The organism is Bartonella bacilliformis KC583 (assembly GCF_000015445.1).
Classification (GTDB): domain Bacteria; phylum Pseudomonadota; class Alphaproteobacteria; order Rhizobiales; family Rhizobiaceae; genus Bartonella; species Bartonella bacilliformis.
Map to the genome: position 1 here is coordinate 947846 of NC_008783.1, position 23591 is coordinate 971436.

19 protein-coding genes and 1 other RNA gene are annotated in these 23591 nt (G+C 38.3%); 8 read left to right on the top strand and 12 right to left on the bottom strand.

Annotation, left to right across the window (positions count from 1 at the left end):
• Positions 1-13: 13 nt before the first annotated feature.
• The 5 genes from BARBAKC583_RS04460 to BARBAKC583_RS04480 all read right to left on the bottom strand — a co-directional run bounded on the left by BARBAKC583_RS04460 (position 14) and on the right by BARBAKC583_RS04480 (position 5164).
• Positions 14-1504: a Do family serine endopeptidase gene (locus BARBAKC583_RS04460; RefSeq protein ID WP_005767379.1), complete on the bottom strand. Its 1491-nt coding sequence runs from the start codon at positions 1502-1504 to the stop codon at positions 14-16.
• Between the two features lie 222 nt (positions 1505-1726).
• Positions 1727-2599, bottom strand: a complete 873-nt coding sequence (gene hflC, locus BARBAKC583_RS04465; protein WP_005767382.1) for a protease modulator HflC — start codon at positions 2597-2599, stop codon at positions 1727-1729.
• A gap of 2 nt (positions 2600-2601) precedes the next feature.
• Positions 2602-3744: an FtsH protease activity modulator HflK gene (hflK, locus tag BARBAKC583_RS04470; RefSeq protein ID WP_005767384.1), complete on the bottom strand. Its 1143-nt coding sequence runs from the start codon at positions 3742-3744 to the stop codon at positions 2602-2604.
• Between the two features lie 119 nt (positions 3745-3863).
• Positions 3864-4373 (bottom strand): dihydrofolate reductase, encoded by a 510-nt coding sequence (locus BARBAKC583_RS04475; protein WP_005767386.1) that lies wholly within the window; start codon positions 4371-4373, stop codon positions 3864-3866.
• The gene (locus tag BARBAKC583_RS04480) at positions 4370-5164 is read right to left on the bottom strand and encodes a thymidylate synthase (RefSeq protein WP_005767388.1); all 795 of its coding nucleotides are present in this window, start codon (positions 5162-5164) and stop codon (positions 4370-4372) included. Before BARBAKC583_RS04480 ends, BARBAKC583_RS04475 begins: the two co-directional genes overlap by 4 nt.
• Positions 5165-5376: 212 nt before the next feature.
• Here BARBAKC583_RS04480 and BARBAKC583_RS04485 point away from each other — a divergent pair, with 212 nt between their 5' ends.
• Positions 5377-6684, top strand: coding sequence for an MFS family transporter (locus BARBAKC583_RS04485; RefSeq protein ID WP_005767390.1), 1308 nt, complete (start codon positions 5377-5379; stop codon positions 6682-6684).
• A gap of 91 nt (positions 6685-6775) precedes the next feature.
• Here the strand turns inward: BARBAKC583_RS04485 and BARBAKC583_RS04490 are convergent, their stop codons facing one another.
• Positions 6776-7081, bottom strand: coding sequence for a DUF2853 family protein (locus BARBAKC583_RS04490; protein ID WP_005767392.1), 306 nt, complete (start codon positions 7079-7081; stop codon positions 6776-6778).
• A 91-nt stretch (positions 7082-7172) separates the two neighbouring features.
• On the opposite strand from BARBAKC583_RS04490, the gene ssrA reads away from it, so the two are divergent.
• The 4 genes from ssrA (at position 7173) to BARBAKC583_RS04505 (ending at position 11229) form a co-directional block, all read left to right on the top strand.
• Positions 7173-7527, top strand: a transfer-messenger RNA (tmRNA) gene (gene ssrA, locus BARBAKC583_RS06705).
• Between the two features lie 167 nt (positions 7528-7694).
• Positions 7695-8228 carry an SspB family protein gene (locus BARBAKC583_RS04495; RefSeq protein WP_005767394.1) on the top strand — a complete coding sequence of 178 codons (534 nt, stop codon included), beginning with the start codon at positions 7695-7697 and terminating at the stop codon, positions 8226-8228.
• A gap of 10 nt (positions 8229-8238) precedes the next feature.
• Entirely contained in the window at positions 8239-8421 is a 183-nt protein-coding gene (locus BARBAKC583_RS04500; protein ID WP_005767396.1) for a DUF4169 family protein, read from the top strand.
• Between the two features lie 357 nt (positions 8422-8778).
• A complete protein-coding gene (locus BARBAKC583_RS04505) occupies positions 8779-11229 on the top strand; it encodes an ATP-dependent helicase (RefSeq protein WP_005767398.1) in 2451 nt (816 codons plus the stop codon).
• Positions 11230-11291: 62 nt separating this feature from the next.
• On the opposite strand, the gene BARBAKC583_RS04510 is transcribed toward BARBAKC583_RS04505, so the two are convergent.
• Positions 11292-11921, bottom strand: coding sequence for a DapH/DapD/GlmU-related protein (locus BARBAKC583_RS04510; RefSeq protein ID WP_005767400.1), 630 nt, complete (start codon positions 11919-11921; stop codon positions 11292-11294).
• A gap of 231 nt (positions 11922-12152) precedes the next feature.
• Between BARBAKC583_RS04510 and BARBAKC583_RS04515 the strand changes: the two genes are divergently transcribed.
• The 3 genes from BARBAKC583_RS04515 to BARBAKC583_RS04525 are packed head-to-tail and all read left to right on the top strand — an operon-like array spanning position 12153 to position 15474.
• Positions 12153-12731, top strand: a complete 579-nt coding sequence (locus BARBAKC583_RS04515) for an SCO family protein (RefSeq protein ID WP_005767402.1) — start codon at positions 12153-12155, stop codon at positions 12729-12731.
• A 26-nt stretch (positions 12732-12757) separates the two neighbouring features.
• Positions 12758-13633, top strand: coding sequence for a 50S ribosomal protein L11 methyltransferase (locus BARBAKC583_RS04520; RefSeq protein WP_005767404.1), 876 nt, complete (start codon positions 12758-12760; stop codon positions 13631-13633).
• 17 nt (positions 13634-13650) lie between these two features.
• On the top strand, positions 13651-15474 hold the full coding sequence (locus tag BARBAKC583_RS04525) for an aminopeptidase P family protein (RefSeq protein ID WP_005767406.1): 1824 nt from the start codon (positions 13651-13653) through the stop codon (positions 15472-15474).
• 216 nt (positions 15475-15690) lie between these two features.
• Here the strand turns inward: BARBAKC583_RS04525 and ligA are convergent, their stop codons facing one another.
• The 5 genes from ligA to ftsZ all read right to left on the bottom strand — a co-directional run bounded on the left by ligA (position 15691) and on the right by ftsZ (position 23562).
• Positions 15691-17844, bottom strand: coding sequence for an NAD-dependent DNA ligase LigA (gene ligA, locus BARBAKC583_RS04530; protein ID WP_005767408.1), 2154 nt, complete (start codon positions 17842-17844; stop codon positions 15691-15693).
• A 115-nt stretch (positions 17845-17959) separates the two neighbouring features.
• Positions 17960-19627, bottom strand: a complete 1668-nt coding sequence (gene recN, locus BARBAKC583_RS04535) for a DNA repair protein RecN (protein WP_005767411.1) — start codon at positions 19625-19627, stop codon at positions 17960-17962.
• Positions 19628-19633: 6 nt separating this feature from the next.
• Positions 19634-20527: an outer membrane protein assembly factor BamD gene (locus tag BARBAKC583_RS04545; protein ID WP_035453042.1), complete on the bottom strand. Its 894-nt coding sequence runs from the start codon at positions 20525-20527 to the stop codon at positions 19634-19636.
• 169 nt (positions 20528-20696) lie between these two features.
• Positions 20697-21563, bottom strand: coding sequence for a UDP-3-O-acyl-N-acetylglucosamine deacetylase (gene lpxC, locus BARBAKC583_RS04550; protein WP_005767415.1), 867 nt, complete (start codon positions 21561-21563; stop codon positions 20697-20699).
• Positions 21564-21783: 220 nt separating this feature from the next.
• Positions 21784-23562, bottom strand: coding sequence for a cell division protein FtsZ (gene ftsZ, locus BARBAKC583_RS04555; RefSeq protein WP_005767417.1), 1779 nt, complete (start codon positions 23560-23562; stop codon positions 21784-21786).
• Positions 23563-23591 lie beyond the last annotated feature (29 nt).

Sequence of the window (23591 nt, forward strand, 5' to 3'; positions counted from 1 at the left end):
CTTATTAAAAAAATCAATCCATTTGAATCGTTACAAACCGCAATTCTCCATCTGGGCGAGCAACAATAAATAAAGCATTTTTACGCCCAGCTTCACGTAATTTATGAAAACGTTTTTTGGCATCATCAATTGTAGTAACCGCACTTTGATTGATATCAATGATTACCTCACCAACTCGAATACGCTTTTTATCAGCCTCACTATTCTTTATAACGGATGTTACAACCAGCCCATTGACTTTATCAACGATTGAATAACGTTGGCGCAAATCAGCCGTAAGTACGGATAATCTCATTCCCATGAATTCCATTGCTACATTCTCTGATGTAACATCGCCTTTTTTATCATTAAACTTTTCTACCGTATTTTCATTCGAATCTGTTTCAGCCAAACGACCAAGCTTAACTTTTACTACTTTTTCCTCTCCATTACGTAAAATTGTAACGTCCACCACCTGCCCCTCTAAGCTTTCTGCTATTAAACGCGGCAAATCACGTGCATTCTTAATTTCAGTTTTCCCAAAACGAAGAATAATATCACCAACATGTAACTGGCTATTATCCACCCCTGTATTTTCTATTTTACCTGCAACCAGCGCTCCAATAGCTTTGTCTAATTTTAGACTTTTCGCAATATTATCTGTTATTGGTTGAATCCGGACAGCCAACCAACCACGCCTTACTTCCCCAAAATCACGCAATTGATTAATAATAGAAATAGCCATAGCAGATGGTATAGAAAAACCAATACCTATCGATCCACCAGAAGGAGAAACAATAGCTGTATTAATCCCGATTACCTCACCGTTTCCATTAAAGAGTGGTCCTCCTGAATTACCTTGATTAATTGCTGCATCTGTTTGAATAAAATTATCATAAGGACCAGCATTAAGATCACGATTGCGTGCAGAAATAATTCCTACCGTTACACTACCACCAAACCCATAGGGATTTCCGATAGCCATAACCCAATCACCAATACGTGCCTTTTCTGAATCACCAAAACGCACAGCTGTTAATTTTTTATTTTCTGGTTTCACCTGCAGCAAAGCTAAATCTGTCTTACTGTCTTTCCCAAGCAATTTTGCTTTTAGCTTTGTACCATCAGAAAAATTAACCTCAATATCATCAGCATCAGCAATAACATGGTAATTTGTAACGATAAGCCCCTTTTGCGCATCAATTACAAAACCTGATCCTAGAGAACGCATTTTTCGTAACTGGCTGTTTTTCTCACCATCTTTTGGCACAAAAAAATCATTAAAATATTCTTGTAATAGTGAACCTTTGGGAATAGCAGGCACAAGAGTATGTTCACCCTGCTCAGTGCCATCAACTTTTTGTACTATAGAAATATTCACGACTGTATTTAAAAGCGCAGCCGCTAAATCAGAAACTGATAACGGTGCATTTTTCTGTAAAATATTACTGGACCAACTGATTGACCCTGACAAAAATAAAACCACACAGACGGTAATTATTGTATAAAAACGCTTTAGCAACATATTTTTACCTGAGACATACGTTTGACCAATATTATGATCAAAAAATTATTAAATTGATTTATACAACCAGCGTCCCACCTTACAACACTATACCATCTTCATCTGAAAAAAAGAAAGCATGGACAAAAACTTTAATAGAAAAGCTCATCCATAATCTATTCTTTCATTTATGAACTAGCAATTACTAATTATTGTTTTCTATCAAAAGTTTATGCAGATATTCTATTTACTTTGCGACAAATTACGAAAATAGAAAAAGAAATCTTCTTTGGGTGAAATCACCATCGATGTACTCTCTAAGTTCTTATATTGCTCCATTGCTAGCCAAAAATCATAAAATGATGGATTGGCTTTCCTTGCATTTAGTAAAAGGCGGATACTTTCAGCTTGACCCTCACCACGAGTAATTTCAGCATCACGCTTTGCTGCCGCTACAATTTCCTCATATTCACGATTAGCTTCTGCTATAATCCGATCCCTTTCTTGCTGACCACGAGCACGAATATGTTCTGCTACTGCCTCACGTTCAGCTGCCATTTGTCGATATACATCTTCTAACACAGCATCAGTCAAATCGGTTTTGCGAATGCGTACATCAACAATAGAAATACCTAATGAGCCGGCATCTACAGAAAATTGCCGCTGGACTTCGGCCATCATTGCTCCACGCTCATCTGATAATGCTGCTTTGAATTCTCGTCTCCCATAAACAGCACGTAAAGCGTCAATAAAACGTGGTGCAAGATTTTCACGTGCAGCAATTTGTGGCCGCCCTGATGCAATACGCTGCAGAAACAATTTAGGATCTGCGATACGGTATATAAAGAATGCATCTACTTCATAATAGGCACCACCACGGACCTGCACAGACTGAGTAGGTAAATCATAACGCAATAATCGATTATCAATAATAACTGTCTGATCAAAAAAAGGAACTTTAAAATAAATCCCAGGATTAAGCTCTACGTTAACAATTTGTCCGAAGCGTTTAACTGCTACCTGCTGACGAGGATAAACAATAAAAACAGATGCCCACAAAGAAACTAAAACGAACACTAGAGTACCCAAAAGAAAAAAGAAACGAGACTGCTGCATAATCAACGCCCTCCAGAAATATCAGAACCCAATCGCGATGCAGGACGTTCTGATGTTATGGTTGCTTTTTCTGATGCACTACGCAACAATTCATTAAGCGGTAAATAAGATACGGCTGGAGAATCTACTTGATCTAAAACTAACTTATTGGGTGAAGAGAGAATACGACCCATTGTTTCCATATAAATACGATAGCGAGCAGCTTCTGGTGAAATTGCAGCTTCACGAGCTATAGCTGCAAAACGCTCAGCACGCCCTGTTGCTTCCTCAATCATCTGTACTTTTTCACCTTTGGCGACTTCCCGTGTACGAGAAGCTTCACCATTAGCTAAACCAATCTTAGTAAAACGTACACGATTACCCTCTTCAATCATCCGCCCACGCGCTTGCTCTGCTTGTTGAACGAAATTAAATGCAGCAGCAACTTTAGTAGGAGGAGCAGCCTCACTAATCGATACACGATTTATATCAACACCAAGCTGATATTTATTCACTGTCGACTGAATAATCTTTTTAACATCATCAGCTACTTCTTCTTTTTTGTCACGTAAAACATCATCAACCGGCCGAGAACCAATTACTTCACGCATTGCACTCTCTGCAACCTGACGAACTGTTCCTTCTTGGTCATTTACATTAAACAAGAATTGGCTTGGATTGGAAATCCTATAATACACAGAAAAATTAACATTCACGATATTCTGATCGCTCGAAAGCATCAAACCTTCACTTTGCTGTATTTGACCAGATGAACTGCCAATTGCAATTGTTTTTTCAGTTAAGGGCACTTTCATATAAGTTTCAATTGGCCAGAAATGAAAATGCAGACCATCACTAACAATCCCCTCCTTAGGCACCCCAAAACGTAACTCTACCGCTTGTTCATTTTGCTGAATAATATAAACAGATTGAAAAAGCCAAAAAAGCAATGCAAGAAAAAACAGTATGATGAAAATACCACTATCACCAATTTTTTTAAGATGATGCTGCCCTTTACGTAAAATATCATCAATATCAGGACCGCTACTACCGCCGTTTTTACCACCGGAACCAAAAGGATTCTTAGGTGGTGCGTTTTTATCACCACTGGCTTTACTTTTATCGCCATCCCATGGGCCACCGCCATTTTGATTTGTCCAAGGCATTATCACCTCTTTAAATTAGTGTGTCCTTAATTAAATACTCAAGCATGCAAGCCAACTACTTATAGAGTCTTCTTCGCTCACCATGCAGTCAATCAGCTACTTTTAACAATCTTAAACGATCAATGCCGCTCATAAATCACAAAGCGTGTTGGATGACTGTCTTTATCCTGCTCTGGAATATACTGTGTTTCCACAATAGTCCAGTTTTCTTTATCAAAAACAGGAAAAAAACTATCCCCTTCGATAGAAGCTAGAATTTCTGTGAAGAATATTTTATCAGCAATATGTAACCCTTCTTTAAAAATCTCACCACCACCAATAATAAAAACTGCATCTGCACCAGATTGAGACGCTACTTTTTGTGCAATATCATGTGCGTGAGATAAAGAACCTGTAACCACAGCTCCCTCAGCTGTGAACGTGCGATTGCGGGTAATAACAATGTTTGTGCGCCCTGGTAGAGGACGACCAAGAGAATCCCAAGTCTTGCGCCCCATAATAACGGGCTTGCCTAAAGTCAAAGCCTTAAAACGCTTCAAATCTGTTGACAAATGCCAAGGCATCTGACCTTCACGACCGATAACACCATTTTGTGCAACAGCTGCAATCAAATAAACTGGAAAGGTCATACTGCTACCGGTGCCTTGATGTGTGGTTGAGCTTCATAATTAAGCAACTCAAAATCTTCAAATTGAAAAGAAAAAAGATCTGTTACTTTTGGATTTATGCGAATCAATGGCAAAATACCCGGTGTACGCGATAATTGCTGCTTTGCTTGTTCAAAATGGTTAGAATAAAGATGAGCATCACCAAGGGTATGAATAAAATCCCCTACTTTCAACCCCGTAACTTGAGCAATCATCATCGTCAACAAAGCATAAGAAGCAATATTGAATGGAACGCCCAAAAAAATATCTGCCGAACGCTGATAAAGTTGACAGGATAATTTACCATTAGCGACTTGAAATTGGAATAAACAATGACAAGGCGGTAGCGCCATTTCATCTATTAATGCTGGATTCCAAGCTGTCACAATCAAGCGGCGTGAATTAGGATTGTGATTAATCATAGCCAAAAGATTACTAATTTGATCAATATAACGCCCATCAGATGAAGGCCAAGAACGCCACTGATAACCATAAACAGGACCAAGATTCCCATCTTTATCAGCCCATTCATCCCAAATGGATACGCCATGTTCCTTTAACCACGCAATATTTGTATCACCTTTAAGAAACCACAACAGTTCATAAATAATTGATCGCAAATGCAATTTTTTTGTCGTTAACAGAGGAAATCCCTCTTGCAAGTTAAACCGCATCTGATATCCAAAAACTGATCGTGTTCCAACACCTGTTCGATCTGAGCGATCGGTGCCATTATTTAAAACATGAGATAAAAGATCAAGATAAGCTTTCATAATAATATTATGACTGATTCTATCTAATTACAAAAAATAGAAACTTTAGAAATTAATAAAAACACAATTTAAATAAACCCATGCAAAGAATTTTTCATTAAGAAATTGCTACTATACCATTTAAATTGTGATGACGTAAAAGACAAAATGTTGTAAAAGAATCGAGTGTTTAAGTAAATGGTAAAAATGATAAATATAATAGGGATGATTTTATGGGAAATGAAAAAACTTTAGCACCAAACGATTCAAAGAAGCGTGTTTTATCCATTGTATCTAGTGCATCAGGTAATTTAGTAGAGTGGTATGATTTTTACATCTATTCCTTTACATCGATCTATTTTGCGTCACAATTTTTTCCCTCAGATGGTGACGTTATTGCGCAACTTTTAAAAGCTGCGGGTGTCTTTTTTGTCGGTTTTCTTATGCGCCCAATTGGTGGATGGCTCTTTGGTTTCATTGCTGATCGTTACGGTCGTAAACGCTCAATGCTCATTTCTGTCATTATGATGTGTAGCGGTTCATTCCTAATCGCTATACTTCCTACCTATGAAACCATTGGAGTAACAGCAGCATTTCTTTTGCTTTTACTCAGAATGCTTCAGGGACTATCAGTTGGTGGTGAATACGGAACGACAGCAACTTATATGAGCGAAATTGCTATCAAAAATCGCCGATGTTTCTTTAGCTCTTTTCAATACACTACACTGATTGGTGGACAGCTTCTCGCTAGTCTTGTTATATTCATTCTAGCACTTTATTTTACAGAAGATCAGTTAAGAGCATGGGGTTGGCGCATTCCATTTGCTATTGGTGGATTAGCAGCAATTGTTGCAATTTATCTACGTCGTTCTCTCCATGAAACAACAACAAAAGAAAGCCGTTCCAAAGAACAAGCCGGTAGCCTTAGAGGGATTCTGCGCAATCACCGAAAGGCTTTTTTCCTAGTTATTGGTTTTACAGCTGGAGGATCATTAACGTTCTACACCTATACAACTTACATGCAGAAATATCTTATTACGACTACGGGGCTTGATAACCACACAGCCACAACTTTGATGACTGCTGCATTGTTTGTATTTATGTTGCTTCAACCAGCATTTGGTGCCCTAGCTGATAAGATTGGAACAAGAACTTCTCTCCTCATTTGGAGTGGTTTGTCAATTATCTTTACAATTCCTGGACTTCAAATAATTGGCAATACTGATAACACATGGGTTGTCCTGATAACTATTATCGGAATGCTATGCATTATAAGCTTTTATACCTCTGTCTCTGGTATCGTGAAAGCAGAAATGTTCCCTTCCTCAGTCCGAGCAATGGGAGTTGGATTTTCTTATGCTATTGCTAATGCAATATTTGGTGGATCCGCTGAATCTGTAGCACTTTGGTTAAAAAACATGGGTTATGAATCTCTGTTCTATTTTTACGTAACCGGTATAATGATTATTGCATTTATTGCAGTTTTCTTAATGCCTGATGCCCGAAAAGAAGGGTACCTTCAAGGTGATGACATTCATTAAAACCTACTATGGTAAATACTAAACGAAAGAAGCCCAGAAATCTGGGCTTTTTTTATGATCATTATACAGAAAATTCAGTTTGCAAAATCATTTAAATTTTATCTAGCACATTCAATTGTTTGGCTACACAATAGTAAAAAGTCACACGACTTTTTCTATTATCTCCTGACATCATTTCAGCAACTTTTGAAACAGCACTTTTAGCATTTTTTTCATTAACGCCTAACGCTTTTTGAGTCCATTTCTCAACACGCTCCAGCTCTTTTTTATCCGATGCAGAAACTAACGATGCATCTTTATTTCTCATAACTAAAGCTAAACGACGCCTGAGCCGTCTTACTGCATCTTCGTCAGGCTTAGGATCATATAATTTAATATCTGCTAGATCATTTGTCATTTTATACCACCTCCAAATAATTAGCGACCACATTGCACAGCCGCATCGTAAAGTTTTTAGGGTAATTAGAGGATTTAAAATATTAACAACCCCCCTTCCCCAAAAACTATTCTTCCTCTATACTTAGAAAGCTGGTTTTCTAGCTATGGTAATAAATGGACAATGAAATAAGCTCATTGGACCCGGGGGCGGTACCCGGCGCCTCCACCAAAGTATAATTGAAGGAATTATACTTTGGCGGGGGCGAAATAGGATCGACAAGAGTGTAAAGATTGCTCTTTTACTCGGCATTGTACCACCGTTATCGGACTAAATGAGTAGTTGCAAATGACAACTATGCGGAAGCACGTCTCGCCGCTTAAGCGGTGCGAATGTTTCAAACTAAGTCTTAATCTGTCGCAAGGTTAAGCGGGGTTCGAAGGCACCTGGCAACAGAAGCCTTCACTTTTTCATGCATTATTTTTAACCTGTTAGACATTATTTATCGAAAAATTCATACTTTCTCTTATTAATAAGGTGCATAGTGGAAAAAATATTGCTAACTTAAATGAATATTTCATTTCATATGTTGCTCGTACTAAGTTACCTTATAAAATAAAGGAAATAAACTTCGATGGTTCAAGATCAAATCCGTTACGACATTCTCGTTCAGGATGCGCTCCGTGGAGTTATCCGAAAAGTTTTATTAGAAACTTCTCAAGCTGGCCCCCTAGGTAATCATCACTTTTTTATTACCTTTTTAACAAATGCGCCAGAAGTGCAAATTTCTGATCGACTCAAAAACCGCTACCCTGATCAGATGACGATTGTATTGCAGCATCAATTTAAAGATTTAAGTGTATCAGAAACTTCCTTTGAAGTGACACTTTTTTTTGAAGAAATTCCTGAAAAACTGGTTATTCCTTTCTCTTCTATCCAAGTTTTTTATGACCCTGTTGCAGCATTCGAAGCAGCGTTTGATCTGCCCTCAAATCTTATTTCTGGAGAAAGTGAAAATTCAGAAAATGCTCTGCATACACCTACTACTCTTTCAAATGAACAAAAAGAAGAAAATCTGTTTACAAAAAAAATAGATAAAGATCCCTCCAACAGTGATACCAAACAAAGTGCTGATATTGTTTCTTTAGATTCTTTTCGAAAAAAATAAGTGAATTGTCATGGCCACATTGATTAATCTTCGCCAATTTCGAAAACAGAAAAAGCGTACTGAACGAATGGTTCATGCGGAAGAAAATCGTTATCGTTTTGGGCAAACAAAATCTGAAAAACTGTTGAATAAAAAAGAAGCTCTAAAAGCTCAAAAATTCCTTGATCAAAATCGTCTGTCAAATAGTGAATGAAAATAAGGTGATAACAAGCGGTTCTATTATTGGTTGATTAAAGTAATCTTTCAAAAATATTCATTCATATTGATGATTTCTCTGTAAGTGTATTTTTAAAAGAAAATTCCTAAAATATCTCTTACCAACAAGAGCTTCCATAAGCATTGATATTGATAGAAAAAACTATGTATGATAATGTTTTAGGTCTCATTGCATATTGCAAGCACTTTATAGCATGCTCATACAGCAAGCTTTAATATCTTTTTCCTATTCCGCAATCTTTACATTCCTGTTCAACTGTAAGAATTGCGGTTTTTCTAAGAAAAAAAATTTTAGACCTAGCGTTCAAATCAAAAAAATAATACACAAAATATAATGAATGACTTTTCCAATCATATACCATTTTTCGATGATGAAGAGCCTCTTTACAGGTCTGAAGATAATTCTGAGACAGGTAATGCTATAGAAGCAAAAGAACAAATACAATACGAATCCGACTATTTGAAAAAGCTTAACCCAGAACAGCAACAAGCAGTTATAAATACAGAGGGACCTATTTTAGTTCTTGCAGGTGCTGGTACTGGAAAAACCCGTGTTCTCACAACTCGCATTGCTCATATTTTGCATCTCGGCCTTGCCTACCCCAGACAAATACTTGCTGTTACTTTCACCAATAAAGCAGCAAATGAAATGAAAATTCGTATTGGTGAACTTGTCGGGAAAACTGTTGAGGGTATGCCTTGGCTTGGAACATTTCATTCAACTGGTGTAAAAATTTTGCGTCGCCATGCAGAACTGGTTGATTTAAAAAGCAACTTCACAATCCTTGATAATGATGATGTACTTCGTCTTCTGAAACAGCTCATTCAAGCTGAAAACTTAGATGACAAACGTTGGCCAGCGCGTAGCCTTGCAATGATGATTGATTCTTGGAAAAATCAAGGACTTTCACCAGAACATATTTCAGAAAGCGACGCTCACTCTTTCGGTAATGGTGTAGGACGTAAGCTTTATCACAGCTATCAAAACCGGTTAAAAAGTCTCAATGCCTGTGACTTTGGTGATCTTTTGCTGCACCCTATCCACATATTTCAACATAATCCAGATATTCTTCGTGAATACCAAGATAAGTTTCGCTATATTCTTGTAGATGAATATCAAGATACAAATACAGCACAATATCTTTGGCTTCGCCTTTTAGCTCAAAGCTCTACAAAATCACAAGTCAATCTCTGTTGTGTTGGCGATGATGACCAATCCATTTACGGATGGCGTGGTGCTAAAATTGATAATATATTGCGCTTTGAAAAGGATTTTCCTCCTGCAAAAATCATTCGTCTAGAACGTAACTATCGTTCCACATCGCATATTCTAAAAACCGCTTCTCATCTTATTTCTCATAATCAAGGAAGATTAGGAAAAACACTATTTTCTGACCAAAGCAATAACGAAGAAACAAAGGTAAAAATTCATGCAGCATGGGATTCAGAGGAAGAATCTCGTGCTATTGGGAAAGAAATAGAACAAACACAACAAAGTGGACATTCCTTAAATCAGATAGCTATCTTGGTAAGAGCATCATTTCAAATGCGCGAATTTGAAGATCGTTTTGTTGCACTCGGTCTTAATTATCGTGTTATTGGTGGTCCACGCTTTTATGAACGAATGGAAATACGAGATGCTATGGCTTATCTGCGTGTTGTCGTTCAACCAGCTGATGATTTAGCCTTTGAGCGCATTCTGAATACACCTAAACGTGGTTTAGGAAATGCAGCGCTACGCCATCTTTACAATAGTGCACGTGCACGCGCTATCCCCCTTTTTGCAGCAGCTGCTGAAATTATTGAAACAGACGATCTAAAACCCAAAGCATGCAGTGCCTTGCGAAGCGTTATTGAAAATTTCCATCGCTGGCAAGATATGCTAAAACACACACCACATACAGAACTTGCTGAAACAATTCTTGATGATTCAGGCTATATAGCCATGTGGCAAGAAGATCGTTCTCCAGAAGCACCAACACGATTAGAAAATCTGAAAGAAATGATCCGCTCTATGGAAAAATTTGAAGATCTTCATAGCTTCTTAGAACATGTTTCACTCGTTATGGATGCCGATAGCAATGAAAATATGGATGCCGTTAATATCATGACCCTTCATTCAGCTAAGGGGCTTGAATTTGATACAGTCTTTCTTCCTGGTTGGGAGGAAGGACTCTTTCCTCATCAACGCTCATTAGATGAAGGTGGTCGTTTAGGACTGGAAGAAGAGCGGCGGCTTGCTTATGTAGGCATAACAAGAGCAAAAAAACATTTGCATATATGGTTTGTATCCAATCGACGCATTCATGGACTTTGGCAATCTACGCTTCCTTCTCGTTTTCTTGATGAATTACCTGAACAACATATAGAAGTAGCAGATATTGAAACATCTTATGGTGGTTATGGCCAACCGCGCTTTAGAAAGCAGGACCCTTTTCACAATAATTATTCAACACCAGGGTGGCAGCGTGCACAACAAAACCAAACAGAAGCAACACGCAATAATTGGGGAAGACGATCAAATGTTAACACACAACAAATCAATTATGGTGATAATGATTTAGGTTTTGGGCTCACCCATCCTCGTCAGACAAAAAATATTGAAAAACAAACCACCACTAAATCAGTATCGAATATACCATCAACTTTTGTCATTAATGATCGAGTTTTTCATATAAAGTTTGGTTATGGTCATATTTTAGCAATAGAGGATAATAAACTAACCATTTCATTTGAAAAAGCTGGAGAGAAACGTGTTCTCGACAATTTTGTTACCAAAGCTTAATGTAACACAGTAAAAATCTTCTTTTTAGAGAAAAAGTATTTTTCTATTATTTCACTTTAATATTATTTCCATTTGTCAATAAAGGTTTTAATTGGCAAATTTTGCATATCAGACAATGCATTATAAATCTTACTCAGCGGCCAATCCCACCAGGTCATATTCAAAAGTTCCTGGATCACATCATCTGGAAAACGCATACGCAAAAGCTTTGCAGGAACACCGGCAACAATTGCATAAGGCATAACATCTTTCGTTACTACAGCATTAGCACCAATGATGGCACCGTAACCAATTGTCACTCCAGGCATAATAACAGCACCATGTCCAATCCATACGTCATGCCCAATAATCACACGCTTTGCACGACGCTTCACACGAAAGCCCTGATCCAAAGCCATATGATAGAAATATTCATTAGGGCGATAAGTCATCTTATGTGTTGTCAGCCGTTCCATTGGATGCTCTAATGCATTTATACAGACATGAGATGCTATAGAACAAAAACGCCCAATGTCACTATAAACAGCCTCACTATTGCATTCAAAATAAGAAAAATCACCAACGCTTACATCATGTAAAAGAACGCGCTCATTAACTTCTACATAAGGCCCTAATTTACAGCCACGCAATCGTGCTGTTGTATGAATGCGAGGTTTACTATCACGGAATTGAAAATCCTGCTGAATATTCATCCACCTTAGCCAGCTGTATTTATACGAATGAACATGAAAAGCATATCAACTAGATTGACAAAATTGACTAAAAACCATTCCCATACTCTCAATCATCAATTATAATACACGATTGCATGGTATGATATGCTTTTATAATACTCATAATATCTATTTTTCAATACTGAAACAAAGATTGCAAAACTAACTTGCCAATGTTATCATTTTTTAGCCTTGCAAGGAAGTGAAGTGATGAAAAATGTGTTGTATATCCTAGGCCTAAGTGTCGTATTTTTAGCTGGTGTTTTTATTTATGATGCATTGAAAAATAAACCTTTAGGGGATAATTTTACACTCACTTCTTCCAATGGAGAAATCGTTACTGAAGCCGATATTCGCAGTAGACCTGCTGTCCTTTTCTTTGGCTACACGACGTGCCCTGAAAGCTGCCCAACTACGCTTGCTGATCTTAGCCGGTGGCTCACAGAAATTGGCCCCAACGCTGATAAATTAGGCATATGGTTTGTTACGGTTGATCCTGAACATGACACTCCGGAAATACTCCGCGAATATCTAAGCAATTTTACCGATAAAGTCGTCGGGATCAGTGGAGATCCTGAAAAAGTTCATGCAATGGTAAATTCTTTCAATATCGTTGCTGAAAAAATCCCTGGAACAAATGATGATAACTATACCTACAATCATACATCTGCAATCTTTTTGCTTAAAAAAGGTGGAAAATTAGCTGGTATTATCCCTTATAATGCCGAAGAAGACGAATTAAAAGATGATATAGCTATTACACGGCTTAGGAAACTTGCCTCAAACTAATTGAAAAAACTTCATAGAAAAATAATATGTCACAACAAATTCGCCTATATTGTGCTGCTCATAAAAGAGAAGCCGAGCATTTTTATAATCTCATAGAAAATGCTTTTGATGAAGAAGGATATCCTCTTGTTCTTGCTGAAATAGACGAAGAAAAGGCTCTTTATGAACTTTCACTTTATGTTGATAAAAATAATCAAGAAAATGTTCGTAGAGACTTTGCACGCATTCTATCTTTGGATCTAAGTAAAATTAATATAGAAATTTTACCTGACATTGATTGGGTAAAAAAGAGCTTTGAAGAGCTAAAACCCGTGCATGCTGGCCGTTTCTTCCTTCATGGACATCATGACCGGGATAAAATTCCTTCCAATGTTTTTCCCATTGAAATTGAAGCTGGTCAAGCCTTTGGTACAGGCCATCATGGAACAACATCTGGTTGTTTAGAAATGATTACCAAAGTCGTGCAAAATGAAAATCCACAAAATGCTCTTGATCTTGGCACTGGCAGTGGCGTATTAGCCATTGCTATTGCTATGCTCAAGCCTATTCCTGTACTTGCATCTGATATTGATCCAATTGCTATTCAAGTAGCACAACACAATATTAAGCTTAATGGCGTAGAAAAATATGTCACAGCCGTTACAGCGTCAGGTTTTAACTATGATGATAAAGAGACTGTACCGTGTGCGCCTTTTGATCTCATTGTTGCCAATATCCTAGCGAACCCTCTTATTGAACTTGCAGAAGAAATGGTAAAAGCACTGCAAAAAAATGGATCTATTATCTTGTCTGGAATTCTCGAAGAACAACATGACAATGTTTTACAAGCTTATGTACAGCAAGGCTTAAAACATATTGAAACATACCACCGCCAAGGGTGGGTTACTTTACATTTACAATAAAAGAAAAGAATGTCGTTGTGTATCAATCTTTTGAAGCGATAACAAATCCAACCTACGCTGCAGAACGTATTTCCGCTCTTCGCATACAGCTTAATCACTTTGGATTAGATGGCTTTCTGGTACCACGTACAGATGAACATCAAGGAGAATATATCCCCCTGCATGCTCAACGCCTTAGCTGGCTAACTGGCTTTACTGGATCAGCTGGTATAGCACTAATTTTAAAAAATAAAGCTATCATATTCACAGATGGGCGTTATACACTCCAAGTTCGCCAACAGACAGATCCTCATATTTTTGACTATGAAGATTTGACAACTTGCTCACCATCACAATGGCTTGAAAAAAATGGGCAAAAACTTTCTATCGGCTTTGATCCGTGGCTTCACACTATTTCTGCCACAGCGACGCTAAAAAAAGCATTAGAACAAGCAAATGGCAAACTTATAGAAAGCAAAACAAATCTGATTGACCTCATTTGGCATGATCAACCACCCTTACCACAATCTGCTTTATCGCTTCATCCTCTCGAATATGCAGGACGTAATACTGATGAGAAGCTAGCATTAATTCGCAAAGATATACAGCAGGCCGGCGCAAACGCATTTATTTTCACAGATCCTGCCTCTATTGCATGGACATTTAACATACGTGGCAATGACATTTCCAACACACCTTTTGCCCTTTGTTTTGCGCTCATTCCTATTAAAGAAATGCCAATCCTATTTATTGATGGCAAAAAACTTGGTGTGGAACAGAGAGAATATCTAAAACGCCATGCAAGATTATGTGAACCAGAAGAACTCATTCCAACAATCAAAGACCACGTTCAAGCAGGAACGATTTTTGCCTTAGATCCAACGCTTACTTGTGAAAAACTGCGTACCGTTATTGAGGAAAGAGGCAGTCCTTTCATTACACTTTCTGACCCTGCTTCCTTACCACGTGCTATTAAAAATAACACAGAGCTGAATGGAGCACGCAAAGCACATTTACGTGATGGCTTAGCACTTATCCGTTTTTTATCTTGGTTAGATAAACAAATATCAGGAACAATTAGTGAAATTTCTGCTGCCCAAAAATTAGAAGAATTTCGCATAATAACCGCGCAAGAAATGGGTGTAAAACTCGAAGATCTCTCCTTTGATACCATTTCAGCAACGGGGGAACATGGCGCGATTATTCATTATCGTGTAACGACTGAAACAAATAAATTACTAAATGCTGGTGAACTTTATCTCGTTGATTCCGGTGGACAATATCGTGATGGCACGACAGACGTCACCCGTACAGTAGCCATAGATCATGTTGGAGGAGAAGAAAAACGCTGTTTTACTCTTGTTCTCAAAGGTATGATTGCCCTTTCAACAGCGCGCTTTCCAAAAGGAACACGCGGACAAGATATTGATGTTTTAGCACGTATTGAATTATGGAAAGCTGGTTTTGATTATGCACATGGGACTGGCCATGGAGTTGGCTCCTATCTTTCTGTTCATGAAGGACCACAAAATCTCTCATGTCGTGGCAGCCAAGAACTTATCCCTGGAATGATCGTCTCTAATGAGCCTGGCTATTATCGCGAAGGGGCTTTCGGTATTCGTATTGAAAATTTGATGATTGTAAAACCAGCACAAACAATTATTGCTGGCGATATAGACATGCTGTCATTTAAAACACTGACAAATTGTCCTATTGATCGACGGTTAATTTTACCAGAACTTTTAACTATACAAGAACGACAATGGCTTAATGATTACCATACCCACATTTATGAAGTCAGTGCGCCTTATCTAAATAAAGAAGATAGACAATGGCTGAAAGAAGCGACAATGCCTCTTTGATCAAATAAAATTTATATGCATTTCCTTTATTCAAAAAACATTTTTTTGAGAAACAGTTTTTAATTTTTCAAAATACGATAACTTCACAGAAATGAGAAATAAAAAAGCTGATATTAAAGAGAAAAATTAAAAAATTACCAGAATTTTATATGGTGTACCACATAGCCAAATAGCATTAATGCATAAACATATCATCAATGTTATTTTGCAAAAAACTTAAATATGATGCTCATTAATTAATTGAAGCCAACTTTCTTCATCCATAATCTCAATGCCTAACTCTTTTGCTTTCGTTAATTTCGATCCGGCTCCTATCCCTGCAACCAGAAGATCAGTTTTTTTAGAAATGGAACTAGATGCTTTGGCTCCTAATCGTTCTGCCAACGCTTTTACTTCATCACGTGACATATGCACCAAAGTTCCTGTAAAAACGATCGTCTTTCCTGCAACAGGAGAATAATCTGCTACTGCGGCCTCCTCAGGAAGAGGTGTTACTTCTTGAAGCAAACTCGATAAAACATCACGGTTATGAGTTTCCTGATAAAAATCAATAATCGCTTTACCAACACGAACTCCAATCCCTTCGATACTCGTCAGTTCTAACCACTCCTCATTGCCTTTATCTTCCTTATTGCATGGCATTAGTGCTGTCATCGCTACAGTCTCAAAAGCATTATAATTTTGATAGGCCCGTGCAAGACGCCGTGCATTGACCTCTCCAACATGACGAATTCCTAATGCAAATAAAAAGCGGCTTAAAGGAATTTTTCGGCGAGCATTAATAGCATCATAAAGTTTGCGAACAGAAAGAGTTCCAAACCCCTCCATATTTTCTAACCGTGTTAGAGATTTTTCTTGGCGTTTTTGTAAAGTAAAAATATCAGCTGGTGAGTGAATACGTAGTGTCTCATCTTGAGCATGAAAGAAAAATTCTACCTGTTTTTCACCAAGCCCCTCAATATCAAAAGCATTGCGCGAAACAAAATGACGAATACGTTCAATCGCTTGCGCTGGACAAATCAACCCACCTGTACACCGGCGCACTGCTTCACCCACTTCACGAACAGCGTGACTCCCACAAGCAGGACAAAGAGAGGGAAAAACAAAAGGAGACGCACCTTTTGGACGCTTTTCAATTATAACATCAATAATCTGGGGAATTACATCACCCGCACGCTGTACAATGACTGTATCACCTATACGGATATCACGCCCTTCGCGAATAGATTCACTTTTACTCCCAAGCCCCTTGATATAATCTTCATTATGCAAGCTTGCATTAGTAACCACAACTCCACCTACCGTAATAGGTGCGAGACGCGCAACGGGCGTTAATGCTCCTGTTCGACCTATTTGGATGTCAATATTTTCTAGAAGCGCCATTGCTTTTTCTGCTGGAAATTTATGTGCAATCGCCCACCGTGGTGAACGAGACACATTCCCTAAACGCGTTTGCAACAGCAAATCATTAACCTTGTAAACAACCCCATCAATATCATAGTCTAAATGTTGACGACCTTCTTCGATAAAATGATAATATGAAATAAGGTCTTCTACTGCCTTAAAAACTTTTGTTAATGGGTTGATAACAAAGCCATATTCTTTTAGCTTCTTTACCATCTCCATTTGGCTTTTAGCTGGCATTTCACTCACTTCACCCCAACCATAAGCAAAAAATTTAAGTTTTCTACGAGCAGTCATTCGCGTATCGAGCTGACGCAAAGAACCTGCAGCAGCGTTTCTAGGATTAGCAAAAACCAACTTTCCTTTTTCTTGTTGATCCACATTAAGGTCTTGGAAATCACTGTGTCTCATATACACTTCACCACGAACCTCAAGAATATCAGGAAAATCACCTTGTAAAACCTGAGGAATATCAGAAAGTGTTCGTGCATTCACAGTAACATTTTCGCCTACATACCCATCACCACGGGTTGCTGCACACACAAGCTTTCCTTTTTCATAACGTAAAGACAAAGACAGACCATCAATTTTCGGTTCAGCTGTCATCTCCAATGTTTTTGTCACTGGAAGTCGTAAAAAACGACGAACACGCTCAACAAATTCATGAACATCTTCAGAACTAAACGCATTATCAAGGGATAACATCGCCTGTGCATGAACAGATTTTTCAAATCTTTCAGAAATTGGAGCACCAACTTTATATGAAGGAGAATCTGCTCGAACCAATTCAGGAAATAGAGTCTCAATTTCTATATTACGACGACGAAGAGCATCATATCGTGCATCAGAAATTTCAGGCTGGTCATGATTGTTATAAAGCACATCGTGACGCGCAATTTCTTTTGCTAGCCACTCTAACTCACGCTCTGCTTCGAGAGCAGTTAAATTTTTCGCATCCTTATCCATCAATTCTCTTCTAATCACGCGCTATAATCAGCACAAATTTCCACTTTTTTAGCAACAAAAATCTAAAAATATATGCTTACCTGTATCACTATCAATCATTTATCAATGATAATCATTATATCTGCGCTAAAAGCTTTTGTGCTGCTGCACGTGCCTCTTCAGTGATCTGTTCCCCTGCTAACATACGTGCAATTTCTTCTGCACGTTCATGCTTTTCCAATTTACGAATGTCCGTAACAAAATGCCTTCCATCACTCTCTTCAATTTTTGAAATAAGAAAATGATTATGCGCTTTAGAGGCTACCTGTGGCGCATGTGTAACAGCAAAAACCTGAACATCTTTTGATAAACGTAGCAACCGTTGGCCAATTGCTGCTGCAACAGCTCCACCTACGCCTGTATCTATCTCATCAAAAATCAGTGTAGGTGCTGACCCGCAATCAACTAATACAACTTTTAATGCCAATAAAAAACGAGATAGCTCACCACCAGAAGCCACATTTAACATGGGCCCAGCTCGTGTTCCAGGATTTGTCTGCACCCAATATTCAACACGGTCTATACCATCTGCACTACGTTTTTCAGCATCACTTTGTATTTTAACAATAAATTCTGCCTTTTCTAATTTCAAAGCTGGTAACTCAATCATAACACTTTCAGATAAACGACGTGCTACTTCCTTGCGTTTTACAGAAAGAGCTTGTGCTAATGTGTCATAATTTTTTTGTGCTTCCTGCATTTCCACTTCTAGATGCTCCAATGTGATCTGAGCAGTATCAAAATCTGCAAGATCCGTATTCATTTTATCTCGCAACTGAGCTAATTCATCTACAGAAATATGGTATTTGCGCGCTAATCCCCGAAGTGCAAAAAGACGCTCTTCTATACGTTCTAATTCACTGATATCAAAATCTAATGCCTGCATTGTAGTTTCAATACCTTCTTGCGCTATTTCGAGCGCGCACAATGCATCATCAATGGATTTTACGATAGGTTCAATTAACGCTTGCGATTCATCAATTTTTCGCTCTAACCGTCTCATTAAATTTGACAGAACAGGAATTGGTGATTTTTGACCATTAAAGAGATCATTGGCTTCCTTTATATCCGTCGCTATTTTTTCTAATTTAAGCATATCTGAACGGCGTAAAGACAGCTCTTCTTCTTCACCAATTTTAAACTCAAGCTTATCAAGTTCCTCTACACTCGCACGAAGATAATCAGCCTCACGTGCAGCATTTTCTACTTTAACACGCTGTTGTTGCACACGTTGTTCCAATTCACGCCATATCTGATAACATTTACGTAAATTGCTTACATCACCGTCAAGCTGGCCAAAAGAATCTAATAACTGACGATACGTATTAGCATCAACAAGCGCACGATCATCATGTTGGCCATGAATTTCAACCAACATACGACCAACATTGCGCATTAAAGAAATGCTGACCACTTGATCATTAATAAAAGCACGACTACGACCATCATTTGATTGTACACGTCGTAAAATTATATCACCTTCATCATCGAAACCATTTTCACGTATCAGCTGACGCACAGGATGTGAAATGGGAACATCAAAAACAGCTATCACCTGCCCTTGTACGGCACCATGACGCACAAGCGAAGCGTCTCCACGCCCACCAAGAGATAAGGATAAAGAATCAAGTAAAATAGATTTCCCCGCCCCCGTTTCCCCGGTTAAAATCGATAAGCCCGCTGAAAAATTAACATCGAGCTTTTCGATTAAAACAATATCGTGAATCGAAAGCTGCACCAGCATATAAAATCAATACGCCTTATTTTTATCACCACTCAAAGCACGTGAGATCCAAGAAGATTTATGCTCTCGTGGCACCATATTATTCTTTTTTAACAAATCACTAGCAAATTTATACCAGCTACTTTCGGGATAATAACGCTCTAACATAACCGCAGCTGTTTGCGCTTCCTCAATTAAACCAAGAGCAAAACTCACTTCTGTTAACCGGAAAAGTGCTTCCTCAATTTGCTTTGTATCTGAATATTCTTCAATGACCGTACGGAACCTCCTACTGGCTGCTAAATATTGCTGACCTCTTTCATAATAACGACCAATTTGCATTTCTTGGCCAGCTAACTGCTCTCGACCAAAAAGTATTTTAGCTTTAGCATCATTGACGTAATCAGATTCTGGATAACGTTCTATGAGAAGTTGCATAGCAGCAATAGCACGCTTGGTATCTTGTTGATCGCGCGTAACATGAGAGATCTGCTGGAAAGAAGAAAGACCAACCAGATAATAAGCGTAAGCAGCATCACCTGCAGTCGGATAAAGAGTAATATAACGTTGTGCCGCACTAATTGCATCATCATATTTAGCAAGCCGGTAATTTGTAGAAGCACTCATTATCAAAGATTTACGACCCCACTCAGTATAAGCATGTTGTTCTTCAATAATAGAAAATTTCTTCAATGCCTCATCCAATTTCCCTGAATGAAAATGAGAAAGAGCTTGAGCATACACTACATCCGGCGAATCGATTTTTAAAACATGTACAGCTGGATCAAGAGCATTTTTATCTTTGAACCAACAGCCTGCCAATAAGAAAATTCCTCCCCCACAAACTCCAATTAAGATCTTACGCACAATGTTAGATTTCCTATGGACTATATTTCCAACATATACACTAGATTTCGTCATAATTTCCCTAGCCTCACGAAAATACTATCTTGTAATAAAAGCCATACATTAAAAAGCTTTATGTTACATCATATAAAAAGTCATTAGTGCATTTAGCGTTTTTAGATCAATTTTCTTCTTAAAAATCAAATATATTAAAGAAAAATTTTTAAATTTTCTTTTATTTTACTTATAAAGTAATTTTCTCATAACATGATTCATCTGCCAAAACGGCTTTCACTAACTGCGAATTAAGCGCATGTCCACTACAGTATGAGCGAAATAACCCAATAAAAGGTGCTCCAAGTAAAGCAGTATCACCAATTGCATCAAGCATTTTATGTCGAACAAACTCATCATCAAAATACATACCCTCTGGATTAATGATTTGATTATCAAGACCAATGACAAGAGAATTTTCTAAAGAAGCACCTAATCCCTTTCCAGAAGCCCATAATTTCTCTATATCTTTAACAAAACCAAAAGTACGTGCACGTGATAAATCATCTAGAAACCCTTGTGAGGTGAGATCAAAACTAAGATGTTGTTTGCCAATAGCAGGTGAAGAAAAATCAATCATAACGTCAAAACGACATCCATCAAACGGTAAAAACTCTGCAAAACCACTCTTTGTTTCAGTCCGCACTGGTTTTTTTACGATAAAATAAGAACGCAATGCTGGCTGCTGCACAATACCAACTTGTTCAAAAGCTTGACAATACTGCCATGAGGACCCGTCTAAAATCGGCACCTCATTGCTCGATACCTCAATAACAAGGTTATCCAAACCATAAGCAGCAATTGCTGCCATCAAATGTTCAATAGTCTCAACTCTTACATCCCCAGACCTAAGTGTTGTTGATAATTCAGTTTCTCCTATCTGCGATGCATGTGCTCGCAATATTTGTTCACTTTTATCTATTCCGCAACGCTTAAAAATAACACCACTATCGATATCAGCGGGATAAATCCTAACCACAGATACATTGCCACTATGAACACCATATCCTTCAAATGTCACTGCATTTTTCAAAGTTGATTGATATTTTTTCACCACTGCATTAAATCACTTCATGGGTTTTTTACAGTTTTTGAAGATTTGAATAAAATCTCTAAAAAATTATCTTCAATAATAAATATAAACCCATTTATTACAAACGGGTTCACAATAAAGATTATAAAAACCTTTATAAAAGCTCAATATGTCTTCTAGGAATCAAAAATCTTTGTTTCATTATAAAAAATATAAAAATCTTCTCTCTTTCATTTTTTATTCATTAATTCGCTTGGCGACGTAAAAATGCTGGTATTTCCAATTGATCTTCCTCGTTTACAAAAGCACGCTGGTCTTGTAGCGCACGTGACTGTAACTTTGTAGAACGGTGTGGAGCGTAAACAGAAGAATCCTGAGAAGACACTTTTTGCACGTTTTTATTGTAAATGTGAGACTCTTCATTCTGGAGAGGTTTCACAGCAGGCTCTAATCGAGCTTCCGGCTCAATTTCTTCACGGTATGTTAAGCTTTGCTTTAAACGCTGCCAGAGACTACGTGGTCCTTGTTCTAAACCAGAAGAATGTATCCCTTGACCATGAGTAAAAGGAGAAAAATCTTTCAACTCAGGCATACGTGCTGGCGCTATATAAGGCTGAATTTGGGCTTGCTTTTCCTCACTTTGCTCTACAATGTTAGTCATTTCACTAAGAACATGCGCCGTTGCTTCCATACTCACCGCCGCTGCCGTAGACTGCTGAGGAATGCTGTTAACCTGTATACGTGATGCATTTGATATCTTCCCATAAATATCACTTTGTCCATGTCCAAAAGGATAAGTAGCAGCACTCCTACTTGAGGTAGAAGCTGTATCTGTAGGTTTAGCAAAAATTTGGCTCTTTGGAGAAAACATCTCTTCAACCGGCTGACTCTGGCTCACTTCAACTTCAAGAGATTCAATTGTCTCAACCATTGATTCAGAACGCAATTGTGATGACTGAGGATGAGAAGCTGTCTGATTTATTCCAGAGTCGTTCTTACGAACTGAAGATACGGATTTCTGAAATTTAGAATGAGAAGGCTGAACTACATCACTAGCCAAACGATCAATACCTGTTGCAACAACCGATACACGAATAACACCCTCAAGCGACTCATCATCAATAGCACCAAAGATAACATTCGCATCAGCATCAACTTCTTCGCGAATACGATTAGCAGCTTCATCTACTTCAAATAGAGTCATATCACGGCCACCAGTAATGGAAATCAAAAGACCACGAGCTCCACACATAGAGGTTTCATCTAATAGAGGATTTGCAATAGCAGCTTCAGCAGCAGCTAAAGCACGCCCTTCACCAGATGCCTCACCAGTGCCCATCATTGCACGACCCATTTCATGCATAACAGAACGAACATCAGCAAAATCTAGATTAATTAAGCCTTCTTTAATCATCAAATCTGTAATAGAAGCAACCCCAGAATAAAGAACCTGATCAGCCATAGCAAAGGCGTCAGCAAATGTTGTCTTTTCATTGGCAATGCGAAATAAATTTTGGTTAGGAATAACAATCAATGTATCAACGGATTTTTGTAACTCCTCTATGCCAGCCTCTGCTGTCTTCATGCGACGCGCACCTTCAAACTGAAAAGGCTTTGTCACAACGCCAACGGTCAAAATACCTTTTTCACGTGCTGCACGAGCAACAACAGGCGCTGCTCCCGTTCCTGTGCCTCCTCCCATACCTGCTGTAATAAAAACCATATGAGAATCTGCAAGATGATCAATGATTTCATCAATACATTCATCTGCAGCAGCTTGCCCAACCTCTGGTAAAGCACCAGCTCCTAATCCCTCTGTCACTGCTGCGCCAAGCTGGATTACACGTTCAGCTTTTGACATAGCTAAAGCCTGTGCATCCGTATTGGCAACAACAAAATCAACGCCTTGAAGGCCCGCATTAATCATATTATTTACGGCATTTCCACCACCACCCCCAACACCAAAAACGGTAATGCGCGGCTTTAATTCAGCAATATCTGGCCGGTGCAGATTAATTGTCATTTTCTTTTCCTTCCTATAAAACACCGCAA